At 44.8% G+C, this 16,714-nt stretch carries 17 protein-coding genes; 3 read left to right on the top strand and 14 right to left on the bottom strand.

Annotation, left to right across the window (positions count from 1 at the left end):
- Nucleotides 1-27: 27 nt before the first annotated feature.
- From OCV56_RS21725 to OCV56_RS21685, 9 genes are all read right to left on the bottom strand, one after another.
- Nucleotides 28-834, bottom strand: coding sequence for a DUF1365 domain-containing protein (locus OCV56_RS21725; RefSeq protein ID WP_086714601.1), 807 nt, complete (start codon nt 832-834; stop codon nt 28-30).
- Entirely contained in the window at nt 831-2,102 is a 1,272-nt protein-coding gene (locus tag OCV56_RS21720; protein ID WP_086714600.1) for an NAD(P)/FAD-dependent oxidoreductase, read from the bottom strand. Before OCV56_RS21720 ends, OCV56_RS21725 begins: the two co-directional genes overlap by 4 nt.
- The gene (locus OCV56_RS21715) at nt 2,099-2,836 is read right to left on the bottom strand and encodes an SDR family NAD(P)-dependent oxidoreductase (protein ID WP_086714599.1); all 738 of its coding nucleotides are present in this window, start codon (nt 2,834-2,836) and stop codon (nt 2,099-2,101) included. Before OCV56_RS21715 ends, OCV56_RS21720 begins: the two co-directional genes overlap by 4 nt.
- On the bottom strand, nt 2,836-3,267 hold the full coding sequence (locus OCV56_RS21710) for a nuclear transport factor 2 family protein (protein ID WP_086714598.1): 432 nt from the start codon (nt 3,265-3,267) through the stop codon (nt 2,836-2,838). The genes OCV56_RS21715 and OCV56_RS21710 overlap by 1 nt, the downstream gene beginning before the upstream one ends.
- Before the next feature lie 14 nt (nt 3,268-3,281).
- Complete coding sequence (gene phrB / locus OCV56_RS21705) at nt 3,282-4,712, bottom strand: deoxyribodipyrimidine photo-lyase (protein WP_086714597.1); 1,431 nt, start codon at nt 4,710-4,712, stop codon at nt 3,282-3,284.
- Nucleotides 4,709-5,656 carry a YbgA family protein gene (locus tag OCV56_RS21700; protein ID WP_086714596.1) on the bottom strand — a complete coding sequence of 316 codons (948 nt, stop codon included), beginning with the start codon at nt 5,654-5,656 and terminating at the stop codon, nt 4,709-4,711. The genes phrB and OCV56_RS21700 overlap by 4 nt, the downstream gene beginning before the upstream one ends.
- A gap of 143 nt (nt 5,657-5,799) precedes the next feature.
- Nucleotides 5,800-6,480, bottom strand: a complete 681-nt coding sequence (locus tag OCV56_RS21695) for a ChrR family anti-sigma-E factor (RefSeq protein ID WP_086714595.1) — start codon at nt 6,478-6,480, stop codon at nt 5,800-5,802.
- On the bottom strand, nt 6,473-7,120 hold the full coding sequence (locus OCV56_RS21690; RefSeq protein ID WP_086714594.1) for a sigma-70 family RNA polymerase sigma factor: 648 nt from the start codon (nt 7,118-7,120) through the stop codon (nt 6,473-6,475). The genes OCV56_RS21695 and OCV56_RS21690 overlap by 8 nt, the downstream gene beginning before the upstream one ends.
- Nucleotides 7,121-7,230: 110 nt before the next feature.
- The gene (locus OCV56_RS21685) at nt 7,231-7,851 is read right to left on the bottom strand and encodes an LON peptidase substrate-binding domain-containing protein (protein ID WP_086714593.1); all 621 of its coding nucleotides are present in this window, start codon (nt 7,849-7,851) and stop codon (nt 7,231-7,233) included.
- A 252-nt stretch (nt 7,852-8,103) separates the two neighbouring features.
- On the opposite strand from OCV56_RS21685, the gene OCV56_RS21680 reads away from it, so the two are divergent.
- On the top strand, nt 8,104-8,490 hold the full coding sequence (locus OCV56_RS21680; protein ID WP_017070218.1) for a tautomerase family protein: 387 nt from the start codon (nt 8,104-8,106) through the stop codon (nt 8,488-8,490).
- A gap of 130 nt (nt 8,491-8,620) precedes the next feature.
- Here the strand turns inward: OCV56_RS21680 and OCV56_RS21675 are convergent, their stop codons facing one another.
- On the bottom strand, nt 8,621-9,418 hold the full coding sequence (locus tag OCV56_RS21675; RefSeq protein ID WP_086714592.1) for a DUF4344 domain-containing metallopeptidase: 798 nt from the start codon (nt 9,416-9,418) through the stop codon (nt 8,621-8,623).
- A 311-nt stretch (nt 9,419-9,729) separates the two neighbouring features.
- Between OCV56_RS21675 and OCV56_RS21670 the strand changes: the two genes are divergently transcribed.
- Nucleotides 9,730-10,086 carry a YibL family ribosome-associated protein gene (locus OCV56_RS21670; RefSeq protein ID WP_086714591.1) on the top strand — a complete coding sequence of 119 codons (357 nt, stop codon included), beginning with the start codon at nt 9,730-9,732 and terminating at the stop codon, nt 10,084-10,086.
- A 316-nt stretch (nt 10,087-10,402) separates the two neighbouring features.
- Nucleotides 10,403-11,629, top strand: coding sequence for a sodium/glutamate symporter (gene gltS, locus OCV56_RS21665; RefSeq protein WP_086714590.1), 1,227 nt, complete (start codon nt 10,403-10,405; stop codon nt 11,627-11,629).
- A 175-nt stretch (nt 11,630-11,804) separates the two neighbouring features.
- On the opposite strand, the gene norW is transcribed toward gltS, so the two are convergent.
- The 4 genes from norW to OCV56_RS21645 form a co-directional block, all read right to left on the bottom strand.
- Nucleotides 11,805-12,974, bottom strand: a complete 1,170-nt coding sequence (gene norW / locus OCV56_RS21660; RefSeq protein ID WP_086714589.1) for an NADH:flavorubredoxin reductase NorW — start codon at nt 12,972-12,974, stop codon at nt 11,805-11,807.
- 1 nt (nt 12,975) lies between these two features.
- On the bottom strand, nt 12,976-14,481 hold the full coding sequence (gene norV / locus OCV56_RS21655) for an anaerobic nitric oxide reductase flavorubredoxin (protein WP_086714588.1): 1,506 nt from the start codon (nt 14,479-14,481) through the stop codon (nt 12,976-12,978).
- A 264-nt stretch (nt 14,482-14,745) separates the two neighbouring features.
- Nucleotides 14,746-15,402, bottom strand: coding sequence for an NAD(P)H-dependent oxidoreductase (locus OCV56_RS21650; protein ID WP_086714587.1), 657 nt, complete (start codon nt 15,400-15,402; stop codon nt 14,746-14,748).
- Between the two features lie 321 nt (nt 15,403-15,723).
- On the bottom strand, nt 15,724-16,590 hold the full coding sequence (locus OCV56_RS21645; RefSeq protein ID WP_086714586.1) for a glycerol kinase: 867 nt from the start codon (nt 16,588-16,590) through the stop codon (nt 15,724-15,726).
- Nucleotides 16,591-16,714 lie beyond the last annotated feature (124 nt).

Here is a 16,714-nt window from a genome sequence, read left to right as displayed (position 1 = left end):
AACATAATTGAGTATTGGTTTCGGCGCTTAAGGTGTTGAGTCTGGGTGCGCCACAAACGGTACTTTTTTCAGGAATAATTTGAGAGCCTGATAATAAATTCCCATCACGACTTTTATCGTCATCGCCGGAATCTTGCATACCGTTCGTCTAATGTTTTTCTTGGTCACAGACTGCTTGGTCAGTGCCAGTGTCGCATCGAAAATTTTGTCGCTTCTGCGGCTCTCGATGTGAACGAGTGTTCGTTTCGCTGGTGGCTTAATCTTCCAAAAATAGGTCATGTTTAAGTCCATGAACGGCGAAACGTGAAACTCTTTCTTTACCTTCAGCTCTTGGTGCATGTCGATGAGGTAGTAGTGTCTTTCTCGCCAAGGCGTATTACTCACTTCAGCCAACATGTATTTGCAATCGCCTGTTTCGTCATAACAGAAGAAACAGTTTATCGGGCTGAAATAAATACCTAAACAACGGCACTGTGCCAGCATCGTCACACGGTTTGAATCAGACCAAACCCCACCAAGTTGTTGCACTTTGGAAGCTATACGTTGCTTAAGTGACTTTGGTTCATCAATACTGGTGTCTTCTTTTTTTTCAGCAAGATAATCCGACTCTACAAAGCGAATCGGGTTGTACCATCGAGTTCCGAATAGCGCACTACGCGCTGTGGTTTGGGGCAGTTCATCAAGGTCCAGCCCCATCATGTAAAGCTGATAGCTAAACTCATGGGTGATGTCGCCAAAGCGGCGATGTCTGACGTTACCCCAATAGATACCGCTGAGTTCTTCACTCTTTTCGGATGCGATCCCCATTTCGGATGTCAGAGTTTGGCTGTTCATAGTTCTGAACTCGTACTCAAATCTAAACCGAAGCGTTTAGTCACATCGAGTGCACTGTGGACGCCGTCTTCATGGAACCCGTTGTACCAATACGCGCCTGCAAAATGTGTATTATTCTTGCCACAGATTCGGTCGCGCTGTTGTTGTGCGTTGACCGTGTTGGAGTTCAATACTGGGTGGTGATACACAAAGCTTCGAATGATTTTTTCCGGATCGATGGCGTCGCTCTGATTCAAGGTGACGCAGAAGGTGTCTTGGCTTTCGATGCCTTGCAGAATGTTCATGTTGTAAGTGACACAGGCAGGACGTTTACCGTCTCCATCCAACATGTAGTTCCAGCTCGCCCAAGCCAGCTTTCTATCTGGGAGCAATCGAGTATCGGTATGAAGAACCACTTCATTGCGGCTATATGGAATTTCGCCCAGTACCTGTTGCTCCTGTTCTGTCGCGTCACCAAGCAGACGTAATGCTTGGTCTGAGTGACAGGCAAAGATTACTTCGTCGAAGTTTTGCGCGCCGCCATCTTCAAATTCAATTGTAATGCCCGTTTCTTTGCGGGTGACCTGTTTGATTGATGTGTTCAACGCGGCCGGCTTGTTCAAACGTGAAAGGATGACCTCAACATAAGAGCGAGAACCTTTAGGAATTACATACCACTGCGGGCGGTTGGCAATGTCTAGCAGGCCGTGGTTGTAGAAGAACTGTATGAAGAACTTGAGTTCGAACTCTTCCATCTCTTCAAGGCTTGTTGACCAAATAGCCGCACCCATTGGCAGAATGTAGTGTTGACTAAAGAAGTCAGAAAATCGGTTGTCACGTAGGAAACTGCCAAGGGTAACGTCAGGTGTGAAGCGGTTACTTTCGAATTGAGCCTTGCACAACTTGTTGAATTTCAGAATGTCAGAGATTAATGACCAGAACTGCGGCTTGAAGATGTTACTCCTCTGCGCGAATAGCGAGTTAATGCAGTGACCATTGTATTCAAACTGAGTGGTTGTGTTGTGAACACTGAAGCTCATCTCGGTCGGTTGTCGTTCAACGCCCAACTGTTCGAGGAGCTGGTTGAAATTTGGATAGGTTCGATCGTTGAATACGATGAAGCCAGTATCTATCGAAAAAGCCGAGCCTTGATGTTCAATATCGACGGTGGCGGTGTGCCCCCCAACGTAATCATTTTTTTCGAATACCGTTACGTCGTGGTGCTTATCTAATATGTGCGCGCAAGTGAGTCCAGAGATGCCTGAACCAATAATGGCTATCTTCTTCATTGTTCGACCATCCTTGAAGCGAGTTTTTGCCAAACCGGAGTTGGAAGCATTCTTAATAGCTTCATCAACATGATGAATCGTCTTGGGAAATCGATCTCACTCTTTCCTTGAGCAATACCGTTTACGATTCGCTGAATTGCGGCCTCACTGCTAATAATCATAGGCATAGCGAACGTGTTTCGCTCGGTTAAAGGGGTCTCAACGAAGCCTGGATGCACAATGGAGACATGGATATCGTGCTTTGCGAGATCAACCGAAAGCGTTCTTCCTAAGTAAGTGAGTGCTGCCTTTGAAGCACCATAAGCTTCGGCTCTAGGCAAAGGCAAAAAGCTGGCGCTGGAGCTTACTAAAACCAAGCGACCGCCGGGTTTAATGTTTTTCAACCAAGACTTTAGAGCGTAACCAATAGAGATTAAGTTAATGTTGATGACTCGCTCAAAAAGCTCCGCATCAAAGTTGACTGGGTCATCGATGTATTCACAGTCGCCCGCATTGAGAATCAGAAGGTCAAGTGGTTTGTCTTGGTCAAGCTCCGGGAAGTTGTGATAATCGGTCAAGTTAAAGCACAGAGGTGTGATGGACGAATCCGCTATGTCTGTCTCGTGAGAATCAACTAACGATTGCAGCTTGTCTGGGTTACGGCCACAAGCAATCACCTGATGTCCTTGTTGAGCGTAGTCTTTAGCAAGGGCTTGGCCGATACCTGAGGTCGCGCCTGTAATCATAATGTGCATTATCGGCTCGCTCTTTTCTTGATGGACTTGATGGCGCAGCCCAATACCGGAATATGTTCATACAACATAGAGCCAACATCGAGATAATCTCTGTGGTAAATCACTTGATCATCAAGCATTTTTAGGTGGCTGTGACCTTGAACTTCGATAGGCTTCTGCCCGTTCAACTGTTTGTGAGCAAATTGCATTGTCCAATAAACTGATGCTTCGTTGTTCGCTTCGAACGTGTGTTCGATGTGGAAGTAACAGCTCGTAACCTGCGTGTAGAGATTCTCGAAGTAGTGGGTAAGTGCCGAAATGCCGTTGACATGATGCAACGGATCTTGGAATTCAATATCAGGGTGATAAACCGTCTTTAGCACGTCGAAATTGTCGGTTCCGAGTTCTCGATACATGTTGAGAAAGTTATTAAGCCATAGAGAGTTATCCATAATATTCACTCTAATTATTTGAAGAAGGCTAAGGCTCTCAATCGTGCTTCTTTATGCTCAACGATGGGGCGCCAGTATTCGCTGTCTATTCCATGTTTAGCGATAAAATCATGTGGGAAATGCACATGCTTATCTGGGATGTTTTGCAGCTCTGGTATGTACTTACGAATGAAAATTCCTTTTGGATCAAATTTTTCACTCTGAGTGATTGGATTGAAAATTCGGAAGTAAGGTTGAGCATCACAGCCAGTACTTGAAGCCCATTGCCAGCCACCATTGTTGGCACTAAAGTCACCGTCGATCAGGTGCGACATAAAGAAACGTTCGCCCCAACGCCAGTCAATAAGCAGGTGCTTGGTCAGGAAGCTGGCCACGACCATTCTTAGCCTGTTGTGCATCCAGCCCGTTTCAACCAGTTGACGCATTGCTGCATCAACCAATGGATATCCTGTTCTTCCTTCGCACCAAGCTTTGAAGCTAGGATGATCGTGATACCAGTCTAAGCCGTTGTATTTTTGCTGAAAGTTCGCACCTTTAACCAGTTTAGGATGATGAAACATCAAATGCTTATAAAAATCTCGCCAAATCAATTCATTGAGCCAAGAAAAGGCCGGTAGTTGCGTATCAAATAATAGTTCGGGCTGGTGCTGAATCAATTGAATCGCTAACCAACGTGGGCTCACTGCGCCAATCGCTAAATAAGGCGATAAACCTGAGGTCCCCTTTACTGAAGGGATGTCTCTCAGGTGAGCGTAGTCGTTGACCTTGTTGGCCAGGAAGTTAGGTATCACATTGCCAAGTACGTCTTGGCTTAACGGCCAACGGCTCGAATCAACACGAGGAAAGTCGAAATCATACTCAGCGGAGATTCTTAAAGCTCTTAAGTCGTTAGAAAGCTCTTCTTGTGAACGTTGAGTTTGTTGAAGCTTAGCGGGTGCGACAAGAGCAGGACTACAGGTGATGCCTTTCGCCTGAACTTCTTTTAGCCACGCGTTCTTAAAGGGCGTGAAAACCTTGAACATCTCGCCTTGTTTGTTGAGAACGCTACCGAGTGGCAGCATAACGTCACAGTCACTTATCTTCAGGTTTAGGCCACTTGAAATCAGCTTTTGATCGCGCGCTTGTTCATCGACTTCAGGCTCTGAATTTGTGAACACACACTGAGCATCAAGTTGCCTGCACAAGTCAACGAGCTGTCTGGATTGGTCGTCAAAATCGGTCGCTTTTAGGTGCAGCAATATGATCCCAAACTCGGCGAGCTGGGATTCAAGCTGTTTTAGGTGACGATAGATGAAATCAGCTTTGATTGGTGCAAGGTGGTGTTGCTGCCATTGCTGTGGTGTTGAAATAAAAACGGCGACAGAGACGCCGTTTTTAATTGCTGCGACGAGTGCCGGGTTATCGTGAATCCTCAGGTCTCGTCGTATCCATAGAATGTCGCTCAATATCCGTATCTCAGTTTAAGTTCTTGAGGGTGAGGGTTTAGGTAGACCTGCGATTCTAAGTACTCGTTTGGGTACTCCATTAGATAGTGATTGATCAGTGTCAGCGGTACGAGTAGTGGAATCACGCCCTCTCTAAATGAAGCGATCTGGTTGGTGAGTTCTTGTTTGTGGCTGCTACTCAGTTGCTTCTTAAAGTAACCTTGCAAGTGGTGCAGAGTATTGGCGTGACTGCCTCGATTAGCGTGATGTGATAACGCCTTCATCAAGCCTTCGATGTATTGAGCTGCCAAATCATCGATTTCTAGGTCGTTACCCCCTAGAAGCTTTCCTAAATTTTTGTACCCCTCTACATGGTGACACATCACTAAGTATTTGTGGGCACTGTGGAATTGAATCAGCTTGTGTTTAGTAATACCTTCATCAACAAGGTCGAGCCATTTTTGGTAAGTGAATACTCGAGTCATAAAGTTTTCACGCAAAATGGGATCGTTGAGGCGACCGTTTTCTTCAACCGGAAGCAGTGGATTGCCTTCCATTATTTGCTTAGTGAACATGCCAATACCTGTTGATTCAGAACCGCGCCCATGGTGGTGGTAGACTTTGACGCGCTCCATACCGCAGGTTGGGCTTTTTTGACACACAATAAAGCCAGCAATGTGTTGGTTGTTCTTTGAATAGTTTTGACCGAACTCGATCAGTTCGTTGGTCACATCACCTGAACCATCTGGGCGAGAAACATGAATGATGTCATCCAACATTCTTGTTTGACGAATGGTTGGGCGAGGAGTTGGAAGGCCAACGCCCATTTCTGGACAAACTGGTTCCAACTCAACGTAATCTGCTAGGTCGTCTGTGCAGAAGCGAGAACGTTTGTGGCCAGTATCGAACCGAACTTTATGACCGGCGACACATGCACTAATGCCTATTTTTATTTTTTTATCCATTGGTCAATTCCTTACGATCATTGCTCATCGTTATTCTTATATTGTGTATTCTGTTGCTTATTTCAAATGACTTTAATTCGGATATTGCTTTTCTATCTAGCCAACTATGCGAACCTTGTGACGAACTCAGTCAATGCCCCAATCTAGTAAATGTATTTACCTAATGGGTTGAACAGTTGGCTCACACCTTTAGTGAAATACAAGGCATCACTTGAAACGGTTAAACATACACAACCTTCTTTGGTTGCTGGTTGATGAGTGTGGTTGCCATCCAACCAGATGAAGTCGCCTTTGTTGTATACGCCCATTTCGTCTTCGAAGCTGCCTTCTAGAAGAAGCGTTATCTCGAAGCCTTTGTGGGTGTGACAAGGCACTTGCCCATCTTTGTCGATGTGCAACAAGCTGGTGTGGTGGGCTTCGTCATCAAAATCGAGTCTTGCGCGTGAAATTTTGCCTAGGTTCATCCAGTCTTTTCTCGCCACTGAACTTAGAGCGCGAGGGATAGTGAATGTGGTGTCTGCAACGGTAACTTGTTCTACCTTTGACTCAACTTCCACTGCTTGAGATAAATCAGCAGTGATTTGATCAATCGCGTCGAAATCAAAGCCCATATCGTCCATTGAGAAGCTATTTAGGTCATCGCTTGAAAATACTGAATCCGCGTCGAATACGTTATTCGCCGCCTCAGCGGTAAGCTGCTTAACTTGCTGTTGGCAGTGTTCACACAGTTCTACGTGACTAGAAACAATCAAAGAAACAGAGTCTGCGAGCGTGCCATCGACAAAATCTTTCAAAATTTCAGCATTTGGGTGATGTTTAATCATGACTTTGTTCCCCCATATGAACCTTAAGTTTGGCTAAAGCAAGTCTTAGACGTGATTTCACGGTTCCAAGTGGGACGCCAAGTTGCTGAGCGAGTTGCTCTTGAGAGAGCTCTTGAAAGTAAACACCTTTGACAATAGTTTTCTGGGCCAGAGGCAGCTTCTCTATTTGGGTCATTACGTGTCGGCTCATCAAATGATCGCCAAACGGTAATTGATCACTCTGAGATTCCGCAACCATCGCGTCGATAGGCCAGATGTCGTCTGCGATTGTTTGTTCAGCCTTTGCTTTTACTTTGCGCAACATATCAAAAGCAGCGTTTCGCATGACCGTGTAGACCCAAGTCGTCGCAGCGCCTTTGTCTTCTTTATACAGATGAGCTTTCTTCCAAACGTTGGTCATGGTGTCTTGAACTAGCTCGTTTGCAGCAGCTTCACCACCTAACTTGCTAATTCCGAAACGCTTTATCTTGGGAGCAAAGAACTTGAACAAACAGGTAAATGCCTGCTTGTCTCTGTCTGTACCAACCAAGATCAACCAGCTTGAAAGCTCTGCTGGAACCTTGGATTCGGTCGTTGTTTTTTTGTCTGGGATAATGACATGCTCCTTGCCTTTCCCTGAACTTCTACTTTCGACTTGCATAGTAAATAACCATCATGCGAATTTGAGAGGCACTACGTGTAAGTTGAAGGTCGGGATCACTTAAATTTAAATTAATTTCCACTATACAAAATTATAGTGAAGAAAAATGCTTATTGCCCCGTGATGATTTGATTCAAAAAAGGAACTAGAGACGGAAAACTAGCAGGCTCAGTAAATTCTGTTTTCTTTTCCAATGGGATAGGCATCATTTCGAGCAATCGTGCACAGATCCATTGAGGACTCTCGAAATCTGGAGTGGGATAGAGTGTTCTTATCGAATCGTGGTCGCGAAACAACTGAACCAAAAATGCGGTAAACACGTTTGGCACTTGATATTCATGGGCTGGCCAGTGGGGCAACGAGCTGAACTTGCTTTTAATTAAGTCATCATTGTCTCGAAACGAGTCATGAAGTTGCACCAACTTTTCGCCTTCGACATCAATTTCCAATATCTGGTCATCCGACATATTGAAGTCGACGATGTTCACCTTTGTTCCCCAAGAACTGAGATGATCAGGGTTCGAGTTGTCTTGAGTGGAGATAATGAAACCATCGCTCTGCGCTGCGTGAGCAACCATCGCGAGATACTTTGGCTCAAAAATGCGCAGTCTTTGTCTACCTCCTGGGAGAAGGAAGATAGGGAGAGGAAACACAGCGAGCTCTAGAGAAGACTCTATGGGTGTTTCTGGTTCGGCGTCTGCCCACGTGGTCTTCCTCGGTGAATTCGGCACATAGCACTCCTTAGTTCAAATGTGATTCGAGAAGATATACGCGGGGAGGGTGGTGTTCGATCAATTCGCTTCGGCTTATGTTTGCAAAGGGATAGGTATTTTGTTGCACCTGTTCATAAATTCATTGTTTTTACCTTTTCTCATACGCGTCATTAGGTAATATGTGTACAAATAGTAAGCGAATGGGTGGTCGCAAGACGATGCTTCTATCTGACGTTCTTCTATACCTAACATTGCATCAAAGGAATGGTCATGATTGTTATTTATGGTATCAAAGAGTGCTTAAATCCAATTAAGTTGCAGCTCTCTAATGTGTTGCAGCAGTGCTTGAACAGTGAGATGGGTTTACCCGATGACAAGCGAGCACATCGATTTGTGCCATTGGAACGAGATGACTTCTTTTACCCGGAAGGAAGAACAGAAGCCTATACCGTCATTGAGATCAACATGATGGAAGGTCGGGCGGTAAACACCAAAAAGCGCTTAATCAAGAAGATATTTTCTGAGATAGAGAAGCAGTTAGCTATCTCTCCAATTGATATCGAAATCACCATTAAGGAACAGCCATCGCACTGCTGGGGATTTCGAGGCATGACAGGCGATGAAGCTCAAGATCTGAAATATAAAGTGAAGGTCTAGGGTTTAAACTCTTAACTCTTAACACGTAAGACTTAAGCCAACCTATCAGGTTACGGCTTTGGAATTTGATGCCAAAGCCGTTTTGTCTCGTTCTCGACACTAACCTCTAAGCATCTAAGCATCTAAGCATCTACGTATCGTCACTCTCTTTTAAATACTGATGCCAATTTTCATTGATCACGTCAAAGTGCTCGACACAGAACTCTTTCCTATCTTTCAAATAGTCGTTTTCCACTTCATCGAGCAAGTTTTTATAAGCATCGGGGTCGCTGCCATACACCAAGCATAACGTGGAGAAGTAACGCTGCAGATCGAAACTGTGCTCGTCGATGTATTCCCCCAAGTCGTAATACTCCGGGCGGTCTTCTGACTCGAAAGCGAACATGTCTGCTGCGCTGATCGCGGCATCGGCGCCATGTTCCACATAGTTAAGTAATAGGATGGTTGCTAGGTTGTCTACCGCATCTTCCTCTTTGCCCAAGATGGCAATCTTTTGGTCTTCAATATAAGCATGCCCAGCTTCGTGTAGCAGGGTGTGTAGCAAGGTATCAATAGCGCCGGTTTGCGCAGATTTGCCATACTCTTTTTCATATTGGTTCTGCTCAAAGTAATTGAGTGACTCAGCGTAAAAGCGGTAAGGGATCAGCACTTGATGGGTTTGTGGATCGTACAGCGGCCCTTCTTCCCCGCCGTATTGAATGGTTAATGGCTTTTCAAACATGAAGAGCTGGTTTGAAAGGTCGATCACGGTGTCATTAACGCCACTGCTTTGAATCTCGCGTTTGAGTTGTTTTTCTTCGGCATTTTTCGGAGCAGAAAACTCGACGACTAGGTTGCTTTGGGCTATTTGTTCACTAGATGCATAAGTTGCGGCAAACATTGAACTCAGGGCTAGGCTGTAGGTCAGTGTTCGTTTCAATAATGTCATCGGCTATCCTTGTGATTATGCTGAAAGTTAGAGTTGCTGTTAGGGTGAGCACACCAAGTTATTTAAGGCGTTAGAGTATAAGTTTAGACGGAATTTTGATGTATCGAAGACAGCAATTTTTGAAGAAGACGCTATCCTATCAATGAAAAACCGTTTAGATATTCGCCATAAAGGATAGGTGGGTTGAATGAGTGGTATTCATGAGATTCGTTTTTGTTGGTGATTCACAGATAAATTTCGGTTCAAGTGAACCCTTGTGCTATACTCCGCGCCCCAATCCGAATTGGCTTGTTAAATCTTAGGAAATTATTATGAGTGTTAAAAACGAACTTCAACAAATTAACAACCGTCTAGACAAGTGTCGTCACAAGTTAGATGCTGCTAAAACTCGTAATGATCGTCCTGTTGTTCGTCAATTTGAAGACGAAATCAAAAAGCTAACTAAGAAAATTGCCCAGCTTAAACACAAAGAAAGCTACGATGTGAATCAAGAGCGTAAGTCTCTGGTTGATATGCCATTTAGCCGTGAAATTACTAAGGCTGAGCAAGCGGATATGGGTAAACTTAAAAAGTCTGTTAAAGGGCTCGTAATTGTTCACCCAATGACGAAGATTGGTAAAGAACTTCGCATTGAGGTTATGACTGGTTACGCACCGAAAAAATTCTAATTACCAGCGATGGTGATGAAAGAGGAGCTAGAAATAGCTCCTTTTTGCTTTTTTAGGTATTAAGAAAGCAGAGTCAGCGGCAAAGATACTCACGCCGTTTTCAACTTTTTGGAGGTGATTGTTGTCACAAATCCTTTTATCTCCTATAAAAGTTAACGTGCTACTAACATGGCACTAAGCGACCGCAGTAATGTGTTCGTTTTCTAATCCACAATTTCTCTCCAGTTTGCAATAAATATAGGTAGAGCAGCACAAATAATTACAGATAAAACTAGACTCATTAAGGAAGATGAGAACGTAAAAAAATAGAGGTTATATGAATCAATTAATTTCAATTGGACCACTAGAATCCTTCCTAATCGCGATTAGTGTTTTGTTTCTAGGTCATTTTGTAAACGCAAAGCTTCCGGTTCTCAAAAAGTACAATATCCCAGAGCCCATTGTCGGCGGCTTGATTGTCGCTTTTGCTATTACAGCCCTACACTTTAACGGCCTTGATCTTGAGTTTTCCTTGCCCCTGCAGAACACATTTATGTTGATGTTCTTTGCAACGGTTGGCCTTGCGGCTAACTACACGCAGCTGATAAAAGGTGGTGCCAAGGTATTCCTATTTTTAGGCGTTGCTTCGGTTTACATCATTATCCAAAACGGTGTAGGTGTCACACTTGCAACGGCACTAGGGCTTGAACCATTGATGGGTTTGATTGCTGGCTCAATCACGCTATCCGGTGGCCATGGCACAGGCGCGGCTTGGTCTCAAACTTTTGCAGACACATTTGGCATTGCAAACACGCTAGAAATCGCGATGGCTTCTGCGACCTTTGGTTTGATTATCGGTGGTATTATCGGTAGCCCAGTAGCGCAAAAGCTGATTGATAAAAACCAACTTGAATCTGAGTATGGCACTGGTACACAAACGCACGAACGCTTCCCTGAACTGGTTACTTATAACGAGTATGAAGAAGACAAAGTGACGGCGAAGAAGGTGATTGAAGTTTTGTTCATTCTTCTTATCTGTATTACTGGTGCGAGATACTTAGAAGAGTGGGTGGCGACTTTTGAAATTTCTTGGTTGATGATTCCTGACTTCGTTTACGCGTTGTTTATCGGCGTATTCATCACTAACGTGTTTGAAGTGACTAAGCTGCATAAGACTGACAGCGAAACAGTCGATATTCTGGGTACTGTGTCATTGTCACTGTTCCTAGCGATGGCGTTAATGAGCCTGAAACTGTGGAACATCTTTGACCTTGCGATTCCGTTCTTGGTCATCCTTGCAGTTCAGGCCGTTGTGTTAGGTATCTTCTCTTACTTTGTGACGTTCAAAGTGATGGGGTCGAACTACGATGCTGCGGTTATGGCGGGTGGTCACTGTGGTTTCGGACTAGGTGCAACACCAACAGCGGTAATGAACATGGGCTCTTTGGTGAACCGTTTCGGTCCGTCACCACAAGCCTTCATGGTGGTACCAATTGTTGGCGCGTTCTTCATTGATATTGTTAACTTGATTATCCTGCAAGGGTACATATCGTTTATCGGTTAATGTGAACGCCACATTTTGCTTACAAGAAAGCCAGTCTATTGACTGGCTTTTTTATTGCTTGCATCTACTAGAGTTGTTCTAGTAGATGCATCAAATTTTCCCGAATTTGATGTGCATTTTCGTGTTGAATACAGTCGACCTATATAATGCGTCGACTGCTTTTACAGCTTTGTGCTTATGATGGTGAACTTGTCTGCAACTCCTTCAGTAGAGGAAATGCGGTTTTGATGTGCTCTCCCGTGACAATGAACCCAACCAACTGATTATCTTCATTGAAGCCTTTCGCGATAATGCCTTTAGGGTCAAAGCGAGTTTCCCAGCTTTGAGCGGTTTGCAGATCGCGACCTGCAAGCTGAATGGGGTAGCTTGGGGTCTTCACCTTGGTGATGATATGAGGCAACTTGAGTTTTATGTCAGCTGCCACGGGCATTTCATCATTCGCAATGAGCTGCTTTGCCAACACGTTAGCAGACAAAATCGCGGGTTGTAGATAAGCCATCACACGCCCCTCAATTTCTGCGCAGTCACCAATCGCATACACATTATTAGCACTGGTTTTCATGGTTTGGTCGACAACGATCCCCTTGTTGACGGTGATTCCGGCCTGTGTCGCTAATGTCGTGTTTGGTTTCAGCCCTGCAGCTGCAATCACTGCATCCGTTCGTAACAATCGAGAAGAGGTAGTTTGTAACCTTATATCCTCTTTTAGGTAAGTCGCTCGACAAACGGCAGAGTCCGTTTCAACGGTCACCCCTGCTTTTCTTAACACTTGCTCCAATTCTAGAGAAACGAAAGGCGGCACCAAGCTGCTTAATAGATAGCTAGCAGGCTCGATGATCGTGACATCTTTCCCTGCGGTTTGGAGGTCAAAGGCAAGCTCGACTCCGATCAGGCCGCCACCAATCACAGTGACACGCTGTGCGTCATCGATCTGCGCTTTGTGCTTCTCAAACTCCTCCAGGCTATTGAGCGTAATAGTCGAACTGCGTTTTAGCCCTTTTGCTGGTGGAATAAATGGTGTGGCCCCCGTTGCTAACACTAACTTTGTGTAGTGAATTGGTTGGCCATCGACACGAATATACTGTTGCTCAATATCTATTTCGCTGACAAGCGCTTTAGTTTTAATAACCACGTTGTACTGCTCAGCTAACTGCTGAGCGTTATGTACGGTGAGTGTTTCGGGCGTTTGCTCCTGACTGAACGCATGCGAAAGGTTCGGCTTACTATACTCAACCCCCGAATCTGCCGTGATCATGGTGATCACGATATCTTGGTCGAGTTTACGTACCATCTTGATAGTTTGTAGGGCAGCGAAACCACCACCCACAATCACAATGTTCGACATGTTACTTCTCCACAAATACTTCTTTGCCTAAATGACACTCAGGGCAAAGGAAGTCGTCAGGTACTTGTGCCCATGGTGTTCCTGGTTCAACACCTTGGTACGGTTCACCTAGTTGTGGGTCGTATACCCATTCACACACTGTACAACGCCAGCACGTGCAGTCTGCCGTGTGTACTGAGTTATCTTGAGCTACTTCTGTTTCCTGCTCTGTCGTGTCTTGGAGTACGGCACTGTTTTCTGCAGGTACAGGTGTGGTTTCAAGCAGTGTTACATTGCGTGATACTTGTTTCGGTGCGCTTACTTCGTCTGCTTCTACACGCCAAACCTCGGCCAGTGTCATGCCGTAATCAATGCATTGACGAAGGGCATCTGTGTCTGGTTTCCAGTGGATGTGTTGTGGTGCACTAACCTCGAAGTTCGCTTCACGTAGGCGAGCATCAATGCGTTTTACAGCACCACCAGTCCAACCTGAAGACCCGAAGGCTGCTGCTCTTTTACCTGCAAAGCGTAATCCGTGTATCTCTTCAAGTAAGGCTGCGATCTGCGGCATCATCACATTGTTCATGGTCGATGAACCAACGAGCACGCCTTTTGAGCGGAAGACATTGGCAAGGATGTCATTTTTATCGTGCTTAGAAATATTGAACACTTTGATTGCCGTTTCTGGGCTGCCTTTACGGATCCCCTTAGCTATCGCATCGGCCATCATACGAGTGTTGTTTGACATGGTGTCGTAGACAATCGTGATGCGGTCTTCTTTGTAGGCTTTTGACCATTCGTAGTATTGCTCAACGATCTGAGTCGCGTTGTCGCGCCAAATACAACCATGAGAAGTGGCAATCACATCGATTGGTACACCTAAACTCAAGACTTCTTCGATCTTGGCTTTTACCAGCGGTGCAAACGGCGTCAGGATATTTGAGAAATAACGTAGGCATTGCTCGTGCAATTCAACTTGATCTAATTGGTCGTTGAACAGGTTCTCGTCACAGTAGTGTTGGCCAAAGGCATCGTTGCTAAACAGAATCTCGTCGCCTGTTAGGTAAGTTGCCATTGAATCTGGCCAGTGCAGCATTTTCATCTCAACAAAGATAAGTTGCTTGCCGTTACCGATATCCAGTGTGTCGCCGGTTTTTACGGTTCTGAAGTTCCAGTCTGGCTGGTGATGATGGCCGACAATCGAGTTCACCCCCGCTTCTGTGCAGTAGACTGGCGTATTAGGGATTTTAGCGAGTAGTGCGGCAAGAGCGCCGGAGTGGTCTTCTTCGGCATGCTGACAAATGATGTAGTCGATGTCGTTGATGTCGATTTCCATCTCAAGGTTTGCAAGAAATTGCTCAGTAAAGCGATGATCGACAGTATCGACAAGTACAGTCTTCTCTTCACGGATCAGGTACGAGTTATAGCTAGTACCTTTGTTCATGTGGTATTCCTTACCGTGGAAGTGTTCGGTTTCCCAATCATGGACGCCGACCCAGTGAACATTTGATTTAACGTGAATAGTCATAATGATAATACCTTATTGAAATATCTAAGGCCATCATTGCACTAGTCGTGCCATGTTTTTAAATTGTTGTTTTTGAAAGGTTTGTTTGATTCTTGAGCTTGCCTTTGTGTCTTTATGACACTATTGGTTTTGTGATCAAAATGAATCTAAAGTGTCTATTTGACTTGGTCGGTTTTCAATGCTGATTAATAGCCAAAAGACGCGCATAAAAAAGGCCAGACAAGAGTCTGGCCAAATAAAGCAGTGCGATTTGTTTGTTAGTTTTTAAAGCGTAGTCACGACTTCATCAAGCGCTAGACGCGCTTTTGGTTTACCGTGGTTGTAGTCTTCGCCGTCTTTGTGGTAGCCGATAGCGAGTGCAACATCAACAACGTGACCTTCTAGTTCGTCAGCAAATTCTTCGCTGATCATAGCCGCGTCTACGCCTTCCATAGGAGTTGAAGCGATACCAAGGCGAGCAAGCGTGTGCAGCGTGTTACCCAGTGCAATGTACACTTGAGACTTAGTCCAGTTACCGTTGAAACCTGCTTCGTCTGTGTTCATTTCTGCGAATGCGTAAGCACCTAGGAATTGCTCGTACATTTCAGCTGGCAGGTGACCTGAGCTTACTTCTGTATCGGCACGCTTCGCGAATTTCTCTTTAGTGTACTTAGGATCATGAGCAAACAGGATTGTGTGTGACGCTTCTTTCGCATGTGGTTGGTTAAACTGGAACATGTTCTCGAAAGTGTTGTGGAAACGCTGTTTTGCTTCGTCGCTCTCAATGATGATGAATTTCCAAGGCTGAGAGTTGATAGAAGAAGCTGACAAACGAAGTGCTTCTTTGATTACTTCCATGTCTTCCGCAGAGATGCGTTTTTCTGCATCGTATTTTTTAGCTGTGTAACGAGTGTTTAGATCAGTAATGATTGGATGAGTCATGTTGAATCCTAATATCTATCAATAATAAATGTTGTCGGGTGTTATGTTCGGTAACGTCAACAATAAACGGATAACGTGTTTGGGCTTAGTCTCTAATACCATTGGTCTCTTAAACAACGGATCTCTAAGCAAGCGCTCAAACGGTCATCGAACATGCCCCAATAAATCGAGTATCTGCGGTAGCTCAAGTCGATGGGTGTAAGATAATAGAAGAATGACGTGGGAAAAATAGCGAACACATCAAATCACTATGGTAAATAATATCCATAATGATTCGATAAGTGTGATCTTAATGGGTATGAAATGTCTAGATTCAGTCGTTTAGTACGCCTTGATGCCGTATTGGCGCAATAATGGCGGAAGGACGCTGTCTAGATTTGGGATATCTTCCGGTGTGATTTCGATTAAGCCAAAACCATGCTCTTCATAGATTTTTCTCGTGGTTTCACGTTTTTCATCGGCGATTGGCGCAGAATCGGTTCCCCAAAACAGGATGTACACTTTGCCGCTTGGTAGATAAAAATCACTGATGACTTCTTTTGATATTGGCAGCGGACGTTCGTACGCATGAACCACTCCAGCCATATAAAGCCAGTTATCGATGATCAGCTCTCCTTTTGAACGCACATAATGTCCATCTAAGCTTCGGTGCTTGGCCTCGAACTTTTGGCGGAAGCTAGAAAATGACACATCCGTTGAGTGGCTTTCTGCATCGTGCCCTAAGAACTCAATAACTGATTGCTTCAAACGTTTATTGCGGACTAATGAATCGTGCCACACCACGAATAGATTTTGTGTGGCTTTATCTTCTCTCTGTTCACCACCGGCCTTCAAACCTGTCGAGGTGACGTGCCAACCGTCTTCTTCTCTTGTGATCCAACCAAGCTCATTGAGCAGTAAGTTGATTTTCTTTGCGCTGAGTTGAAAGGAATTGCCGAGCTGAGTTGCGGTTAGTGTTTGCCCTGAGAAGGTGTCCAAGTCGATAAGCAGCTTCTCTGGCCATACAATGAAGACACCAAACTTTTTGTGTTCGACATATTCCCCACCAAAGCTTTCCCCTCGTTCGGTCAGTACCCATCGATCCTGTGAACGTACGATATAGCCTGCCGTTTTTAGGTCACTGAATAGAGTTTTAGCGTCTATATCTCTCTGTTTAGCGAGAGCCGATGTGGAGATCTTGTCTGACATAGTCTTCTCTTAAGTCGTTATTGGGCTACTGGATAACGTTGGGATAGGAGTTACTAGAATAACACATCTATTTTACGCAATTTCGCTCCTTCATTGTTCATGTATTTTGAGGTTTGGGCGCTAG

Origin of the sequence: Vibrio gigantis, assembly GCF_024347515.1 — a bacterium.
Lineage (GTDB): Bacteria > Pseudomonadota > Gammaproteobacteria > Enterobacterales > Vibrionaceae > Vibrio > Vibrio gigantis.
The sequence above is the reverse complement of the archived record's forward strand: the minus strand, read 5'-3'. Positions and strand labels throughout refer to the sequence as shown.